Genomic DNA, 15,385 nt, shown 5'->3' with positions numbered 1-15,385 from the left:
CATGCACAAGCCGGACAACAACAACCATCGCGGCAATGACAGCACCCGTCGTCAGTTCTTTCGTTCGCTGAGCGGACGCGGCCCCGTGCACCGCCCTCCCTGGACCGGCGACGACTTTCTCGAGCGCTGCACGCGCTGCGATGCCTGCATCGACGCCTGCCCGGAAGGCGTGCTCCACCGCGGCGGCGGCGGCTACCCGGAGATCCGCTTCGAGCATGATGGTTGCTCGCTGTGTGGCGCCTGCATTGAGGCCTGCGAGGCGCCCGTCTTCGATACCGCGCGCCCGCCCTTCCCCTGGAGGGCCGAGCTCCAGTCGCACTGCCTGGCCCTGGCGAACATCCACTGCCAGAGCTGCCAGGACGCCTGCGAGTGGCGTGCCATCCGCTTTCTCCCCGAACTCGGCCGCCCCCCGCGGCCGCAAATCGACAGCGACGCCTGTACCGGCTGCGGGGCCTGCCAGGCGCTCTGTCCCACTGATGCCATCGTCATGTCCTTGCCGGAGGTGCGCCATGCCCAGTGAGCACCTGCACATCGCCAGCTTCCTGGTGCACGTGCGCCCGGACAGGCTGGCCGAGGTGGCCGGCTGGCTGTCCCGCCAGCCCGATGCCGAGCTCGGCGGCGAGGATCCCGCCGGCAAGCTGGTGGTGGTGATAGAGAGCCGCCATGAGGAGCGCATCCTCGCCCTGATCGATGCCGTACAGCAACGCTCCGGCGTGCTCGGGGCGGCGCTGGTCTATCACCAGCTGCTCGACCCGCAGACCGCCGACGATCCCCAGGAGGCCACGCATGAAACTGACGCGTCGTGAGTTCGCCAAGGCCAATGCCCTCGCCGTGGCCGCGGCCACCGCCGGCATGACCGTTCCCGCCGGCGCCAGCAACCTGATCACCAACGCCGAGCTGACCCGTATCGCCTGGCACAAGGCGCCGTGCCGCTTCTGCGGGGTGGGGTGCAGCGTGATGGTCGGCACCTACGACGGCCGCATCGTCGCCACTCACGGCGATAATCAGGCCGAGGTCAACCGCGGGCTGAACTGCGTGAAGGGCTACTTCCTGTCGAAGATCCTCTACGGCGAGGATCGCCTGCGCCAGCCGCTGCTGCGCAAGCGCAACGGGGCCTACGACAAGGACGGTGACTTCGAGCCGGTCTCCTGGGACGAGGCGCTGGACCTGATGGCCGACAAGTTCAAGGCCGCCATCAGCGAGCACGGCCCCGAGAGCGTGGCGATGCTTGGCTCGGGCCAGTGGACGATCTGGGAGGGCTATGCGGCGAGCAAGCTGTTCAAGGCCGGTCTGCGCTCCAACAACATCGACCCCAACGCCCGCCACTGCATGGCCTCGGCGGTGTTCGCCTTCATGCGCGCCTTCGGCTCCGACGAGCCCATGGGCGTCTATGACGATATCGAGCATGCCAACGCCTTCGTGCTGTGGGGCTCCAACATGGCCGAGATGCACCCGGTACTCTGGACCCGGGTCACCGACCGGCGGCTCTCGCGTCCGGACACCCGGGTGGCGGTACTCTCCACCTATGAGCACCGCAGCTTCGACCTGGCCGACATCCCCATGGTGATGCACCCCAATGCCGACGTGGTGATCCTCAACTACATCGCCAACCACATCATCCAGTCCGGCCGGGTCGACCGGGACTTCGTCGACAGCCACACCAACGTCGTGCGTGCCGTGGACGATATCGGCTACGGCCTGCGCGACGAGGACCCGCGGCAGCAGGCGGCCGCCAATGCCGATGACCCCAATCGCTGGACAGAGATGAGCTTCGACGAGTTCGCTGAGCACGTCGCCGACTTCACCCTGGAGCGCGCGGCCCGGGAGTCCGGGGTTCCGGAGAGCCGCCTGGAGCGGCTCGCCGAGCTCTACGCCGATCCCGACGTCAAGGTGATGAGTTTCTGGACCATGGGGGTCAACCAGCACACCCGCGGGGTCTGGGTGAACAACCTGATCTACAATCTGCACCTTCTCACCGGCAAGATCTCCGAGCCCGGCAACAGTCCCTTCTCGCTGACCGGCCAGCCCTCGGCCTGCGGCACCGCCCGCGAGGTGGGCACCTTCGCCCACCGCCTGCCCGCCGATCGGGTGGTCACCAACCCCGAGCATCGCCGCTTCGCCGAGGAGGTCTGGAAGCTGCCCGAAGGCACCATCCCCGAGAGGGTCGGCTTCCATGCGGTGGAGCAGAGCCGGCGGCTCAAGGATGGCGACATCAAGGTCTACTGGACCCAGGTCTGCAACAACATGCAGGCGGGCCCCAACACCCAGCAGGAGACCCTGCCGGGCTGGCGCAATCCCGAGGCCTTCGTGATCGTCTCGGATATCTATCCCACGGTATCGGCCCAGTCCGCCGACCTGATCCTGCCGGCGGCGGGCTGGGTGGAGAAGGAGGGGGCCTTCGGCAACTCCGAGCGCCGCACCCAGTTCTTCCACCAACTGGTCGAGGCCCCCGGCGAGGCGCGCTCCGACCTCTGGCAACTGGTGGAGTTCTCCAAGCGTATCCGCGTCGATGAGGTGTGGCCCGTGGAGCTGCTGGAGCGAGCCCCGGAGTATCGCAACAAGACCCTGTTCGAGCTGCTCTACGCCAACGGCCAGGTGGACCGCTTCCCGCTCGCCGACATGGAGGAGGGCTATGCCAACCGGGAGGCGGAGGACTTCGGTTTCTATATCCAGAAGGGGCTGTTCGAGGAGTACGCCCGCTTCGGCCGCGGCAAGGGCAAGGACCTGGATGATTTCGACGTCTACCACCGGGTGCGCGGCAAGCGCTGGCCGGTGGTCAATGGCGAGGAGACCCTGTGGCGCTATCGCGAGGGGTTCGATCCCTATGTCCAGCCCGGCGCCGGGGTGCAGTTCTATGCCAAGCCCGACGGTCGGGCCCTGATCTTCGCCGTGCCAGACGAGCCCGCCCCCGAGCGGCCCGATGACGACTATCCCTTCTGGCTCTGCACCGGGCGGGTGCTGGAGCACTGGCATACTGGCTCCATGACGCGCCGGGTGCCGGAGCTGCACCGGGCGGTGCCCGAGGCGCTGCTCTACCTCCACCCGGAGGACGCCCGGGAGCAGGGCATCCGGCGTGGCAGCGAGGTGCGGGTGCTGAGCCGGCGCGGCGAGGTGCGCCTGCGTGCCGAGACGCGGGGGCGCGTCAGGCCGCCTCGGGGGTTGGTCTACGTGCCCTTCTTCGATGCCAACCGGCTGATCAACAACCTGGTACTGGACGCCACCGATCCGATCTCCAAGCAGACGGACTTCAAGAAATGCGCGGTACGGCTGGAGCTGGTCAGCCTGGCCTGAGGCCGGGATGCAAGGAGAAATGCGATGAAATGGCTCACTATCCTCAGTCTCTCGTTGGCGCTGGTCATTGCCGGCCTCGTGGCGGCTCAGGAGCGCCAGGACGCCTCGGCGCCGGACGGCCTGCGCCCCGGCGGCACCGTCGGCCAGAGCCTGCCGGCGCCGCCGATGGCCGGGCAGTCCCGGGAGTCCGGGCGCGAGGTGCTCAACTATCCCGAGCAGCCGCCGGTGATTCCGCACAACATCCGCGACTACCAGGTGGACCTGCGCAGCAACCGCTGCCTGACCTGCCACAGTCGCGAGAACGCCGTGGACGCAGGGGCGCCCATGGTCAGCACTACTCACTTCATGGACCGCGACAAGCAGGTGCTGGCGGCGGTCTCGCCGGATCGCTACTTCTGTACCCAGTGCCATGTGCCCCAGACCGACGCCTCGCCGATCGTGGGCAACACCTTCCGCACGGTGGACGAGGTGCTCACCGAGGCGCTGGAGCGTGAGGGAGGTGGGCAATGAAGCGTTGGCTCTGGCGCTACTGGAGGCTCCTGACCCGCCCCAGCCTGCATTTCAGCCTTGGGTTTCTGACCCTGGGCGGCTTCATCGCCGGGGTGCTGTTCTGGGGCGGCTTCAACACCGCGCTGGAGGCCACCAACACCCAGCAGTTCTGCGTCTCCTGCCACGAGATGGAGCGTAACCCGCTGCAGGAGATGCAGGACACCATCCACTACAGCAACCGCTCCGGCGTGCGGGCCCAGTGCGCCGACTGCCACGTGCCCCACGACTGGACCCACAAGATGGCGCGCAAGATGGAGGCCTCCAAGGAGGTGTGGGGCTGGGTCTTTGGCTCGATCCGCACCGAGGAGCAGTTCGAGGCCAAGCGTCGCGTGCTGGCCGAGCGGGAGTGGGCGCGGCTCAAGGCCAACGACTCCCTGGAGTGCCGCAACTGTCACGAGTTCGAGCACATGGACTTCACCCAGCAGAGCTCGCGGGCCGCCAGGGCCCACTCCACCAGCCTGGCCAGCGGCGAGGCGACCTGCATCGATTGTCACAAGGGCATCGCTCACGAGCTGCCCGACATGGGGCCGGACTTCCAGGCCGGCAGCCCGGGGCTGCCGGGGGTCGACTCCTGGGTGGCTCACCTCGAGCGCGATTGACGAGGCGGGCTGAAGCCGTCGTTAGCCGCGCCGGGTGGCGAGGAAGATCCCGGCGCCGATGATCAGTACGGCACCGAGATAGGTCTCGAGCAGCGGTACGTCGCCGAAGACGAGGTAGCCCGAAACGGTGGCCCAGACGATCTGCAGGTAGAGGAAGGGGGAGACCAGGGACGCGGGAGCGCAGCGCATGGCCATGATCAGGCCGAGCTGGCTGACGGCGCCCAGGGTGCCGACCACCAGGAACAGGGGGATGTCGCCGAGGGCGATGGGCGACCAGAAGAAGGGCACGGCCAGGGAGCTGACCAGGGCGCCGGCCAGGCCGGCATAGAACAGCGACGCCAGCGGGTGGTCGTTGCGCCCGAAGCGGCGCGTGGCAAGCTGGTAGAGCGCAAAGCAGAAGGCCATGCCGAAGGGCAGCAGCGCCGCCGGCTGGGCGCGCCAGTCCACCGGCCCCACGGCGATCACCACGCCGACAAAGCCCACCGCTACAGCCAGGCCTCGTGCCGGGGTCACCCGCTCCCTGAGCAGCGGGATGGCCAGCAGGGTTACCAGCAACGGTGCGCTGAAGTTGATCACATAGACCTGCAATAGCGGAAGCTCGCGGAAGGCCAGGAAGGCGAAGGTGCTGGCGGCGAGCAACAGCAGGCCGCGCACGAACTGCCCGGGCAGCGACTCGACGGAGGCCATGATCGCCCGACAGCGGGGCCAGCCGAGCATCAGCAGGTAGGCGCCCAGCACCAGCATGTGGCCCGTATAGCGTGCCCACACCACCTGCACGGGGGAATAGCTCTGGGTGAGCCACTTCACGCCGGTGTCGAGCAGGGTGAACAGCAGGCCGGCGGCGAGCATGAAGGTGATGCCGAGGAGCGGTCGATCCGCGGGTAGTGCAGGCGCCAGGGTTGGAGAGGTGGCCATGGGGCTCCAGGGACGTGGGCGAGGATACAATACTAGCAGGCTAATGATGTTCGCGTTAAGTGCCGGCGATCAGGCCCCCACCACTCGTCGTGCTTTCTGCAGTGCCAGACAGGCGCGCTCCAGCGCGCTGATACCCTGGCGGCGAAGCCCCTCGGCGGGAATCTCCAGGCTCAGTGGCAGGTCTCGGGGTAACGTCGTCAGCAGGGCCGACAGGTCGATATCACCGTCACCTGGGAAACAGCGCTCCTGACGTGCCTCGCGAAGGATCTCCGCCATGTCGCCGGGGATCGGGCCGGCCACGTCGCATAGCTGCATATAGCGCATCCACTTCCGGGGAACCTGGGCCAGGTCCTTCAGGCGGCTGGCGGAACGGTTGAAGTGGAAGGCATCGACCAGCAGGCAGGCGTTGTCGTGGCCGGCCTCGCGCACGGCCCCGACGATATGGTGTGCCTCGACGAGGTTCTTCACGCCAGTCCAGGGCATGAACTCCAGATGAGGGTTAAGCCCGAGTGGTTTGGCCAGTTCACACAGGCCGGCGAAGTTGTCGATGGTCCGTGCCGTATCGTCATCGTTGCCAGCCACCAGTACCTCGCTGGCGCCCAACTCGGCGCCGATCTCGAGCACCCGGCGGAAGTCCCGGGCCACTTCGGTCTCCGGCTTGAGACGCAGGATCTCGATATCCACGACCTTCAGGCCGGTAGCGGCGAGGCGCTGGCGGGTTTGCGCCAGCAGGCCGGCATCGTTGGCCAGGGGGAAGTGATGCTCCTCCGAGGTGGCGGGAATCAGGCGCAGGCCGACACCGTCGTAGCCTGCCCGGGCGGCCACCTCGACCATCGCGGGGGGAGATAATTCCAGCACGGTCAGGGCAGCCAGGGAGAAGGTGCGGTCATGCATCGGCGTTCTCACTGCGAGTCTCGGGTGAGCCGGTATCGCGCTGGCCGGCGGCGTGCAAGCCGGCGATATGGCCGAAGGTCATGGCCGGGCCGAGGTTGATGCCGCCGGCCGGGTAGTAGCCGCCCATGATGCTGGCCATATCGGTGCCGGCGGCGTAAAGGCCGGGGATCGGTGTGCCGTCGCCATCGAGCACCTGGGCGTGCTCGTTGGTCTTGAGGCCGGCGAAGGTGCCGAAGCAGCCGGGCACCACCTTCACCGCGTAGAAGGGGCCCTGGTCCAGGGGGGCCACGCAGGGGTTGGGGCCATGGGCCGGGTCGCCGTTCTTGCGGTTGTAGGGGGTGGCGCCGCGGCCGAACTCGGGGTCCTCGCCCCGGGCGGCGTGGCGGTTGTAGTCGGCCACGGTGGCCGCTAGCCCGTCCCGGTCGATACCGCACTCTTGCGCCAACTCGGCGAGCGTCCTGCCATGCTTGAGATAGCCCTTCTTGATCCAGTGCTTGAAGGGCAGCGGTGCCGGGCGGGTGATGCCGATGCCGTAGCGGCGCTGGAAGCGGTGGGTGCAGACCAGCCAAGAGCAGACCTCCTCGCCCTCCGGTACTGCCTTGACCATGGCATCCACGTAGTCGTAGTAGCCTCCGGCCTCGTTGACGAAGCGCCTGCCGTTGCTCAGCACGCCGATGAGGCCCGGCTTGCCGCGATCGATGATATGCGGGAAGTGACCGACCCGGCCGTCCCGGTAGGGCACCAGCGACACCGGCGCCCAGGCCACCGGGGAGTAGAGGCTGGTGTCGACCTCGCCGCCTGCCGATTCGCCCAGCCGCAGGCCGTCGCCGCTGGCCGAGGGTGGCGGCAGCGGCCAGTGTTCCTCGCCGGTCGGGGTGCGGGGAAAGAGCTCCCGGCGGCGCTCGATGTCCCAGGGGAAGCCGCCGGCGGCCAGCACCACGCCGCGCCGCGCATTGAGGGTCACCTCGCCGTCCCGGGTTTCCACCACCACGCCGGTGACCCGCTCGCCTTCCTTGATCAGGCGTTTCGCCGGCGAGGAGACCCGGGTCTCGACGCCCAGGTCGTCGGCGGCCTTGGCCAGCCGGCCGGTCAGGGCCACGCCGTTGACCAGCTGCATGGCACGGCCGTAACGGGCCAGGTCATAGAGGTGCCGGGTGAAGCGCTTCGTTACATGGAGGAAAGACTGGAAGGAACGGGTGACGGTCAGGAAGGCCATAAGGTCCGGCCCGGCCTGGATCGGCATGCCCAGGAAGGCGGTCCCGGGCATGGTCGTGCGCAGCTTCTTCAGGGTGCGGCGATCCAGCTCGCGGGCGTCGAAGGGCGCGGCGATCACCGAGCGGCCGCCGGTGCCGGCGCCGGGGGTGTCGCCGTGAATGTCGGCGATGGCATTGCCGTCGGCGAACCGCAACGCGGTCTTCTCGTGGAAGAAGGCGACCATCCTGGGGGCGGCATCGAGGAAGGCGTCGATCTTGGCCGGATCGTAGCGCTCGCCCAGCTCGTGGCGCAGGTAGGTGCGCACCGTCTCCGGGTCCTCGTCGATGCCGGCGGCCTTGGCCAGGGGATTCAGCGGCGTCCACATCCAGCCGCCGGACCAGGCGGTGGCGCCGCCCAGCGTCTCTGATTTCTCCATCACCGCCACCTCGAGGCCCTGGTAGGCGGCGGTGACGGCGGCGGAGAGGCCGGCGGCGCCGGAGCCCACCACCACCAGGTCGTAGTCGTGCTGCATGTCGGCCAAGTCGAGCCTCACTGGAACTGTGTTCCAGAACAATCTAGAACATGGTTCCAGTTTTTTCAATGGCCAGGCGAATATATCGCCACGTCGCTGGAGGGGACGCGCCAGGGAGATCCGCGGTCATGTCCGATACGTCGGCGAGCTAGCCGGTCGGCAGCAGGCCGTAGCTCTTCATCAGGCCGATGGCCAGGTTCAGGGTCACGAAGGCGGCCAGGGTGGCGACCATCAAGGCGGCGGCGCTGACACCGGCCATGCCGTAGCGCTGGCCGAGCAGCGGGTAGACGCTGATCATGGGCGCGCAGGCGAACAGCAGGGCCCCGGCCAGCAGCATCGGGTCCGTCTGGGGCATCAGCAGGAAGAAGCCGAGCACCGCCAGGGGGTGCAGGATCAGCTTGCCGCCGACGATCTGCCCCACGTCCCCCAGCATGCCGCGCACCTGGAGCCCGAACAGGGTGCCGCCGATCACGAACAGCGCCGCGGGGCCGGCGGCGTTGGCCAGCATGTCGACGACCTGGGCCAGGGGGCGGGGCATGGCGATCTCGGTCACGGCCAGCAGCAGGCCCAGTGCCAGGCCGATCAGGATGGGATTGCGCGCCAGCCGCACGAAGGTCTTGCGGGCGGCGGTGACGATCCCGGCGCCGCTTTGGCGCCCCGCCTCGGCGAGGATCAGCGCCGTCGGGATGATCAGCAGGTTCTCGATCAGCATGTTGAGGGCCAGGAAGACCGCGGCCGGCGAGGTGCCGAGCACCATGGCGGCCAGGGGGTAGCCGACGAAGCCGCTGTTGGAGGCGGCCATGCCCAGGGCGTGGATGGCACCCTCGCTGAGCGGCTTGCGCTGCAGGGCCAGGGTCAGCAGCAAGGCGAAGGCGAACACCGCCACCGAGCCGAGGCCATAGGCCAGCAGGTAGTGGGGCTGGAAGACCTCGTCCAGGGGATTCTGGGTCAGGGCCCGGATCACCAGGGCCGGCAGGGCGAAGTAGAGCACGAAGGTGGCCACGCCCTGCATCTGCTCGCGATTGATCAGGCGGGTGCCCATGGCCAGGTAGCCGGCACCGATCAGCAGGAAGATCGGCGTGGTGATGGCGAGTATCTCGAACATGGGGGCCTCCTTGCCACGGGAGCCGGGCCGGGACGAGGAGGGGATCCTGTGGCCCGGCCGTGCTCAGCGGGGTTGGCGATTCAGGTGAAGAGTCGAGAGGTGGGGGTGGCCTGGGAGAGCTCCTCGGCGGCGGTCACCAGCGCCGGCCCCAGTGTCATCACCCGCTCGGCGTCGAGGCGCACGCTGGGGCCGGCGATGCTCAGCACACCCTGGGGATGGCCATCCAGGGGATGGCGCACCAGGGCCGCCATGGCGGCGGTGCCGGGCCCCATACTGTCGTGGGTCCAGCTGTAGCCGCGCTCACGGGCCTGGCGCAGGTGTTCGAGAAGTGATTCCTTGCTGCGCGGGGCATTGGGCCCCAGCGGGTGGTCGGTCTCCATGCCCTGGGTATCCACCAGGGCCAGGGCCTCCTCGTCGCTCAGGTCGGCCAGCCAGGCGTGGCCGCTGGCGGTACAGAACAGCGGCGCCTCCTTGCCCATGTCGGGGTCGTAGCGCAGGCCGCTGCGCGCTCCCTGGGCCTTGGCGATCCAGGTCAGTCGGTTGCCCTCGATCACCGAGAGCCGCACCAGTTCACCGCTCTGCTCGGCCAGGCGGTCGAGGATCGGCTGGATGATGTCGCTGGTGCCGGTGCTGGCCAGGTAGCGAAAGCTCATGGCCACCAGCCGCGTGGTCAACTGGTAGCGCTGGCTGACCGGATCCTGGCGCACGTGGCCCAGGCGGATCAGCTCGTTGCAGATGCGGTGTGCCGCACTCTTGGGGATCCCCAGTCGCTCGGCGATGACCAGCAGTGGCAGGCCGCCGGCGTCTGCGGAGAGGGCTTCCAGCACCCCCAGGGTGCGTTCGATCAGGCTGCCCGCCATGGTGACGTCTCGCTATCCAAAATTGTTATTCTAGAATCTTGTTCAAAAAAAATCAGCGTGCGCGTCGGACGCTCAGCTGATGGTGGCGCGGATCTCGCGGGCCTTCCGCTGCAGCAGCGGCAGGTACTCCTTCATCAGGGTGTCGAGATCGACCCGGGCGGCGTTGGTGCTGATGTTGATGGCGCCGAGCAGCTTGCCGTTGGCGTCGAAGGCGGGAACCGCCAGGGAGCGCAGGCCGGAGTCCAGTTCCTGGTCGGCGATCGAGTAGCCCTGCTGGCGCACCTTGAGGATGCACTTCTTCAGCTCGGCCTTGTCGGTGACGGTCTTGTCGGTATAGGCCTCGAGCACCACCCGCTCGAGATAGGCCTCGAGGTCGGCATCGCTCAGCTGGGCCAGCAGCACCCTGCCCATGGAGGTGTGCGCGGCGGGCAGGCGGGTGCCCACCGACAGGGTGATGGCCATCAGCCGGTGGCGCGAGGAGGAGCGGGCGACGTAGATGACATCGTCGCCGTCCAGTACCCCCAGCGATGAGGACTCGCCGCTCTCGGCGGTGATGTCCTCCAGCACCTGCTGGATCACGCTACGATAGTTGTTGGCGGAGAGAAACGCATAGCCGAGCTGCAATACCCGGGGCGCCAGTTCGAACGACCGGCCCTGCTTGCGCACGTAGCCGAGTGCATGCAGGGTCAGCAGGAAACGCCGCGCCCGGGCGCGGTTCATGCCGGTGCGGGTGGCCACCTCGCTCAGTGTCATGCGTGGGTGGGCCTCGTCGAAGGCCAGGACCACCTCGAGGCCGCTGGCCAGCGCGGTGACGAAGTCACGGTCGTCCGGGCTGAGAACCTCTTCCTGTGCTGCATCCATCCCGTCTTGTCCTTGGTCGAGTTGCTCGTGATCTGGCCTACAATCTAGCATAGTGTTCGAATTGCGAACACTTGTGCGACTATTGGAGGGGGCGTCGAGCCGCCTCCCGAGGCCCATCAGGAGAGACCCATGCCCGCCGCCCTGATCCAGCACCCCTTCATGAGTCAACCGGCCCTGGCCCAGTGCAACGCCCAGGCCATGGTCGATGCCATGCTGGCCTTCGAGCTGGCCCTGGCCGAGGTCCAGGAGGCCAGGGGGGCGGTGCCCGAGGGGGCCAGCCGCACCATGCGCGCGACCCTGGAAGCCTACCCCTTCGATTGTGACGCCATCGCCGCCGGCATCGCCAGCGGCGGCAACGCCGCCATTCCCTTCGTCAAGCAGGGGCGGGCCGCCCTGCCGGAGGCGTTGAAGCGCTACTGGCACCAGGGCGCCACCAGCCAGGACGTGGTCGACAGTGCCCTGATGCTGCTGCTGGGGCCGCGGCTGGCCTCCCTCGACGCCCTGCTGGTGCGCTGCCGGGCCGCGGCGATCGACCTGATGGCCGCCCATGAGGGTACCGTGATGGTGGGCCGCACCCTGATGCAGCAGGCGCTGCCGATCACCTTCGGCGTCAAGGTCGCCCACTGGGCGCTGGGCCTGGAGCAGGCGCGCCAACGGCTGGCGGCGCTGGCCGAGACCGGCCTGCCGGTGCAGTTCGGCGGCGCCGTGGGGGTGCACTCCGGCTGGGACGACCTGGGGCTCGACTTCATGGACGCGTTGGCCGAACGGCTCGGCTTGGGTCGTCCTGTGCTGCCCTGGCATACCGATCGCCAGCCGGTTCACGCCCTGGGTACCGCCCTGGATGCGGTGGCCGGTGCCGCCGAGAAGCTGGCCCTGGATATCGCCCTGCTGACCCAGACCGAGCTGGGCGAGGTGGCCGAACCGGCGGCTCCCGGCATGGGCGAGTCCTCGTCGATGCCCCACAAGCGCAACCCGGTGCGCTGTGCGCTGATCCGCGGCGCGGCCCGTCAGGTCCATGGCCACACCACGGTACTGCTCAACGCCGCCGCCCAGCCGCTGGAGCGGGGGCTCGGCGAGTGGCACGCCGAGTGGGCGCCACTGATCGACAGCGCCCTGCTGCTCGAGGGGGCGCTGGAGCAGGCGGCGGTGCTGCTCGAGGGGCTGGAGGTGCACCCCGAGGCGATGCGGCGCAACCTGGCGGTGACCGGTGGCGGCATCATGGCCGAGCCGGTGTCGCGGCTGCTGGCGCCGGTGGTCGGCCCGGACGCGGCCAAGCGCATCAGCGCCGAGGCCGCGGAGACGGCCCGCCGCAGTGGTCGCGGCTATGCCGAGGTATTGAACGAGCATGCCGAGGTGCAGGGGCGTCTCGACCCCGCCGCCGTGCACCGCGCCACGGATCCGGCCTTATACCTTGGTAGTAGCAGGGCCCAGGTGAAACGCACGGCCGAGTGGCTCAGACGATGTTAATCAATTGATTTGACTGATACATCGCTCCGCGATGCATGAAAGGGAAGGCTCTGCCTTCCCTTTTTCGTGGATTTGACGGTAGCGTGCCAAGGGATTAGTTTGTTCGTATCACAAACCTATGTTCACATAGCGAACTATCGATGATCGGCTCTTCCGGCATCGGCTTGAACCCCCAGGAGGCGAACCAAGATGGCCGAGTTTCTCAGCCTGCATGATGCGGTCGCGCGCTACGTCGAGGACGGCGCCACCGTGGCCATGGAAGGCTTTACCCACCTGATCCCCTTTGCCGCGGGTCACGAGGTGATCCGCCAGGGCAAACGCGACCTGACCCTGATTCGCATGACCCCCGACCTGGTCTACGACCAGCTGATCGGTGCGGGCTGCGCGAAGAAGGTGATCTTCTCCTGGGGCGGCAACCCCGGCGTGGGCTCGCTGCATCGCCTGCGCGATGCCGTGGAGAAGGGCTGGCCGCACCGGGTCGAGATCCTCGAGCACAGCCACGCCGCCATGGCCTGTGCCTTCGAGGCCGGTGCCGCCGGCCTGCCGCTGGCCGTGCTGCGGGGCTATGTGGGCAGCGAGCTGCCCAACGTCAACGACCAGATCAAGTTCATCGAGTGCCCCTTCACCGGCGAGCGCCTGGCGGCGGTGCCCGCGGTGCGCCCGGACGTCTCCATCGTTCACGCCCAGAAGGCCGACCGGAAGGGCAACGTGCTGGTGGAAGGCATCGTCGGCGTGCAGAAGGAAGCGGTGCTGGCGGCCAGGCACAGCATCGTCACCGTCGAGGAGATCGTCGACGACCTGAGCACCGAGCCGGACTATCACCCCAACGCCTGCGTGATCCCGGGCTGGGCGATCAGCGCCGTGGCCGTGGCCGAGAAGGGCTCCTATCCCTCCTACACCCACGGCTACTACCCGCGCGACAACCGCTTCTACAAGGAGTGGGACACCATCGCCCGTGACCGCGACGCCTTCAGCCAATGGCTCGACGAGAACGTCTACCAGCAAGTTGCCAACCCGGCAGGAGGAGCATCCTGATGAGCCTCGACTACACCTCCTCGGAGATGATGACCGTGACCGCCGCCCGGGCGCTGGAGAACGGCATGACCTGCTTCGTCGGCATCGGCCTGCCCAGCGAGGCGGCCAACCTGGCGCGCCTGACCCATGCCCCGGACGTGGTGCTGATCTACGAATCCGGCACCCTGCAGACCAAGCCGGACGTGTTGCCGCTCTCCATCGGCGACGGCGAGCTGTGCGAGTCGGCGCTGACCACCGTTTCGGTGCCGGAGATGTTTCGCTACTGGCTGCAGGGCGGCAAGGTCAGCGTCGGCTTCCTGGGCACCGCCCAGATCGACCGCTTCGCCAACCTCAACACCACCCTGATCGGCGACTACCATGATCCCAAGGTGCGCCTGCCGGGCGGCGGCGGCGCCCCCGAGATCGCCACCAACGCCGGTGAGGTGTTCATCACCCTCAAGCACTCCAGGCGCGCCTTCGTCAAGGACGTGGACTTCGTCACCACCCTGGGCTTCGGCCGCGACGGCAAGGGCCGCGACGGCGTGCCCAATATCGGCAAGGGCCCCACTCGCGTCATCACCGACCTCTGCGTGATGAAGCCCGATCCCGAGACCCGGGAGCTCACCGTGGTCTCGCTGCACCCGGGCGTGACCCGCGAGGATGTGGTCGAGGCCACCGGCTGGGAGATCCGCTTCGCCGAGCACCTCGAGTCCACCCCGGAGCCCTCGGCCCATGAGCTCGAGATCCTGCGCGATTTGAAAGCGCGTACCGATCGCAAGCACGCGGGTGAATGAACCAGGAGTTGTTATGACCGACGTCTACCTTTGTCATCCGCGGCGCACCGCCGTGGGCCGCTTCGGCGGCACCCTTTCCGGCGTGCGCCCCGACGACTTCGCCGCCGCCATCTTCAAGGCGGTGCTGGCCGAAGCGCCGCAGCTCGACCCGGCCGCCATCGACGAAGTCTTCATGGGCTGCGCCAACCAGGCCGGCGAGGACAACCGCAACGTGGCTCGCATGTCGGCGCTGCTGGCCGGCCTGCCGGTATCCATACCCGGCACCACGATGAACCGCCTGTGCGGCTCCGGCATGGACGCGGTGGGCACCGCCTTCCGTGCCATCAAGGCCGGCGAGATGGACCTGGCGCTGGCCGGCGGCGTGGAGTCCATGTCCCGCGCCCCCTTCGTGATGGGCAAGGCCGAGAGCGCCTTCTCTCGCACCCAGAAGATCGAGGACACCACCATCGGCTGGCGCTTCGTCAACCCGCTGATGAAGAAGGCCTATGGCGTCGACGCCATGCCCGAGACCGCCGAGAACGTGGCCGAGCAGTACAATATCTCCCGCGAGGACCAGGACGCTTTCGCCCTGCGCTCCCAGCAGAAGGCCGCCGCCGCCCAGCAGGCGGGCCGCTTCGCCATCGAGATCACCCCGATCGAGATCCCGCGGCGCAAGCAGGCGCCGCTGCTCTTCGACCGGGACGAGCACCTGCGCGAGACCACGCTCGAGAAGCTCGCCGGCCTGCCGACGCCGTTCCGTGAGGGCGGCAGCGTCACCGCCGGCAACGCCTCGGGGGTCAACGACGGCGCGGCCGCCATGCTGGTGGCCAGCCGGGCCGCGGTGGAGCAGCACGGCCTCACGCCCATGGCCAGGATCCTCGGCATGGCCACCGCCGGCGTCGAGCCGCGCATCATGGGCTACGGCCCGGTGCCGGCGGTGAACAAGCTGCTCGAGCGCACCGGGGTGTCCCTCGACGAGATCGACGTGATCGAGCTCAACGAGGCCTTCGCCGCCCAGGCGCTCGCTTGCCTGCGCGACCTGGGACTCGAGGACGACGACCCGCGGGTCAACCCCAACGGCGGCGCCATCGCCCTGGGGCATCCGCTGGGCATGTCCGGCGCGCGCCTGTTGATGACCGCCGCCCACGAGCTGCAGAAGAGCGGCAAGCGCTATGCTTTGTGCACCATGTGCGTGGGCGTGGGGCAGGGCATCGCGACCCTGATCGAGCGGGCGTAAGCGCCCGCGGTACCGGCCTCGTGACGCATCCATGACCGCCGAACGAGTCCTTAAGCTTTGTCCGAAAAGTCGTCGAGCGATGGTCAGACAAGGC

15 protein-coding genes are annotated in these 15,385 nt (G+C 68.2%); 9 read left to right on the top strand and 6 right to left on the bottom strand.

The annotated features are described in order from the left end of the window. Position 1 precedes the first annotated feature (1 nt). The 5 genes from napF to QLQ85_RS03900 are packed head-to-tail and all read left to right on the top strand — an operon-like array spanning position 2 to position 4,439. On the top strand, positions 2–520 hold the full coding sequence (gene napF, locus QLQ85_RS03920) for a ferredoxin-type protein NapF (RefSeq protein ID WP_282737803.1): 519 nt from the start codon (positions 2–4) through the stop codon (positions 518–520). Continuing rightward, on the top strand, positions 510–806 hold the full coding sequence (locus QLQ85_RS03915; protein ID WP_282737802.1) for a chaperone NapD: 297 nt from the start codon (positions 510–512) through the stop codon (positions 804–806). Before napF ends, QLQ85_RS03915 begins: the two co-directional genes overlap by 11 nt. Further along, positions 787–3,291, top strand: a complete 2,505-nt coding sequence (gene napA, locus QLQ85_RS03910; RefSeq protein WP_282737801.1) for a nitrate reductase catalytic subunit NapA — start codon at positions 787–789, stop codon at positions 3,289–3,291. Before QLQ85_RS03915 ends, napA begins: the two co-directional genes overlap by 20 nt. A gap of 24 nt (positions 3,292–3,315) precedes the next feature. Further along, positions 3,316–3,801 carry a nitrate reductase cytochrome c-type subunit gene (locus QLQ85_RS03905; protein ID WP_282737800.1) on the top strand — a complete coding sequence of 162 codons (486 nt, stop codon included), beginning with the start codon at positions 3,316–3,318 and terminating at the stop codon, positions 3,799–3,801. After that, positions 3,798–4,439 carry a NapC/NirT family cytochrome c gene (locus tag QLQ85_RS03900; RefSeq protein ID WP_282737799.1) on the top strand — a complete coding sequence of 214 codons (642 nt, stop codon included), beginning with the start codon at positions 3,798–3,800 and terminating at the stop codon, positions 4,437–4,439. Before QLQ85_RS03905 ends, QLQ85_RS03900 begins: the two co-directional genes overlap by 4 nt. 21 nt (positions 4,440–4,460) lie before the next feature. Here the strand turns inward: QLQ85_RS03900 and QLQ85_RS03895 are convergent, their stop codons facing one another. The 6 genes from QLQ85_RS03895 to QLQ85_RS03870 form a co-directional block, all read right to left on the bottom strand. Continuing rightward, positions 4,461–5,354, bottom strand: coding sequence for a DMT family transporter (locus tag QLQ85_RS03895; protein WP_282737798.1), 894 nt, complete (start codon positions 5,352–5,354; stop codon positions 4,461–4,463). A gap of 69 nt (positions 5,355–5,423) precedes the next feature. Further along, complete coding sequence (locus tag QLQ85_RS03890; protein ID WP_282737797.1) at positions 5,424–6,248, bottom strand: sugar phosphate isomerase/epimerase family protein; 825 nt, start codon at positions 6,246–6,248, stop codon at positions 5,424–5,426. After that, positions 6,241–7,974: an FAD-dependent oxidoreductase gene (locus QLQ85_RS03885; RefSeq protein ID WP_282737875.1), complete on the bottom strand. Its 1,734-nt coding sequence runs from the start codon at positions 7,972–7,974 to the stop codon at positions 6,241–6,243. Before QLQ85_RS03885 ends, QLQ85_RS03890 begins: the two co-directional genes overlap by 8 nt. Before the next feature lie 148 nt (positions 7,975–8,122). Beyond that, positions 8,123–9,079, bottom strand: a complete 957-nt coding sequence (locus QLQ85_RS03880) for an AEC family transporter (RefSeq protein ID WP_282737796.1) — start codon at positions 9,077–9,079, stop codon at positions 8,123–8,125. Between the two features lie 80 nt (positions 9,080–9,159). Further along, on the bottom strand, positions 9,160–9,939 hold the full coding sequence (locus tag QLQ85_RS03875; RefSeq protein ID WP_282737795.1) for an IclR family transcriptional regulator: 780 nt from the start codon (positions 9,937–9,939) through the stop codon (positions 9,160–9,162). A 72-nt stretch (positions 9,940–10,011) separates the two neighbouring features. After that, positions 10,012–10,800 carry an IclR family transcriptional regulator domain-containing protein gene (locus tag QLQ85_RS03870; protein WP_282737794.1) on the bottom strand — a complete coding sequence of 263 codons (789 nt, stop codon included), beginning with the start codon at positions 10,798–10,800 and terminating at the stop codon, positions 10,012–10,014. Between the two features lie 129 nt (positions 10,801–10,929). Between QLQ85_RS03870 and QLQ85_RS03865 the strand changes: the two genes are divergently transcribed. The 4 genes from QLQ85_RS03865 to pcaF all read left to right on the top strand — a co-directional run bounded on the left by QLQ85_RS03865 (position 10,930) and on the right by pcaF (position 15,291). Next, on the top strand, positions 10,930–12,267 hold the full coding sequence (locus tag QLQ85_RS03865) for a class-II fumarase/aspartase family protein (RefSeq protein ID WP_282737793.1): 1,338 nt from the start codon (positions 10,930–10,932) through the stop codon (positions 12,265–12,267). 189 nt (positions 12,268–12,456) lie between these two features. Further along, positions 12,457–13,302, top strand: a complete 846-nt coding sequence (locus QLQ85_RS03860) for a CoA transferase subunit A (RefSeq protein ID WP_282737792.1) — start codon at positions 12,457–12,459, stop codon at positions 13,300–13,302. After that, entirely contained in the window at positions 13,302–14,075 is a 774-nt protein-coding gene (locus QLQ85_RS03855; RefSeq protein WP_282737791.1) for a CoA-transferase subunit beta, read from the top strand. Before QLQ85_RS03860 ends, QLQ85_RS03855 begins: the two co-directional genes overlap by 1 nt. A 13-nt stretch (positions 14,076–14,088) precedes the next feature. Continuing rightward, the gene (gene pcaF, locus QLQ85_RS03850; protein WP_282737790.1) at positions 14,089–15,291 is read left to right on the top strand and encodes a 3-oxoadipyl-CoA thiolase; all 1,203 of its coding nucleotides are present in this window, start codon (positions 14,089–14,091) and stop codon (positions 15,289–15,291) included. Positions 15,292–15,385 lie beyond the last annotated feature (94 nt).

The sequence above is a fragment of the Halomonas kalidii genome, from assembly GCF_030010475.1.
GTDB lineage: Bacteria > Pseudomonadota > Gammaproteobacteria > Pseudomonadales > Halomonadaceae > Halomonas > Halomonas heilongjiangensis.
This window is presented reverse-complemented; position numbering and strand designations above follow the sequence as displayed.

What these genes read in the sequence shown, in the direction of transcription:
- QLQ85_RS03880 (WP_282737796.1), bottom strand. Translation starts at nt 9,079, where the DNA reads ATGTTCGAGATACTCGCCATCACCACGCCGATCTTCCTGCTGATCGGT.
- QLQ85_RS03895 (WP_282737798.1), bottom strand. Translation starts at nt 5,354, where the DNA reads ATGGCCACCTCTCCAACCCTGGCGCCTGCACTACCCGCGGATCGACCG.
- QLQ85_RS03875 (WP_282737795.1), bottom strand. Translation starts at nt 9,939, where the DNA reads ATGGCGGGCAGCCTGATCGAACGCACCCTGGGGGTGCTGGAAGCCCTC.
- QLQ85_RS03855 (WP_282737791.1), top strand. Translation starts at nt 13,302, where the DNA reads ATGAGCCTCGACTACACCTCCTCGGAGATGATGACCGTGACCGCCGCC.
- napA (WP_282737801.1), top strand. Translation starts at nt 787, where the DNA reads ATGAAACTGACGCGTCGTGAGTTCGCCAAGGCCAATGCCCTCGCCGTG.
- QLQ85_RS03905 (WP_282737800.1), top strand. Translation starts at nt 3,316, where the DNA reads ATGAAATGGCTCACTATCCTCAGTCTCTCGTTGGCGCTGGTCATTGCC.
- pcaF (WP_282737790.1), top strand. Translation starts at nt 14,089, where the DNA reads ATGACCGACGTCTACCTTTGTCATCCGCGGCGCACCGCCGTGGGCCGC.
- QLQ85_RS03890 (WP_282737797.1), bottom strand. Translation starts at nt 6,248, where the DNA reads ATGCATGACCGCACCTTCTCCCTGGCTGCCCTGACCGTGCTGGAATTA.
- QLQ85_RS03915 (WP_282737802.1), top strand. Translation starts at nt 510, where the DNA reads ATGCCCAGTGAGCACCTGCACATCGCCAGCTTCCTGGTGCACGTGCGC.
- QLQ85_RS03865 (WP_282737793.1), top strand. Translation starts at nt 10,930, where the DNA reads ATGCCCGCCGCCCTGATCCAGCACCCCTTCATGAGTCAACCGGCCCTG.
- QLQ85_RS03885 (WP_282737875.1), bottom strand. Translation starts at nt 7,974, where the DNA reads ATGCAGCACGACTACGACCTGGTGGTGGTGGGCTCCGGCGCCGCCGGC.
- QLQ85_RS03870 (WP_282737794.1), bottom strand. Translation starts at nt 10,800, where the DNA reads ATGGATGCAGCACAGGAAGAGGTTCTCAGCCCGGACGACCGTGACTTC.
- QLQ85_RS03860 (WP_282737792.1), top strand. Translation starts at nt 12,457, where the DNA reads ATGGCCGAGTTTCTCAGCCTGCATGATGCGGTCGCGCGCTACGTCGAG.
- QLQ85_RS03900 (WP_282737799.1), top strand. Translation starts at nt 3,798, where the DNA reads ATGAAGCGTTGGCTCTGGCGCTACTGGAGGCTCCTGACCCGCCCCAGC.
- napF (WP_282737803.1), top strand. Translation starts at nt 2, where the DNA reads ATGCACAAGCCGGACAACAACAACCATCGCGGCAATGACAGCACCCGT.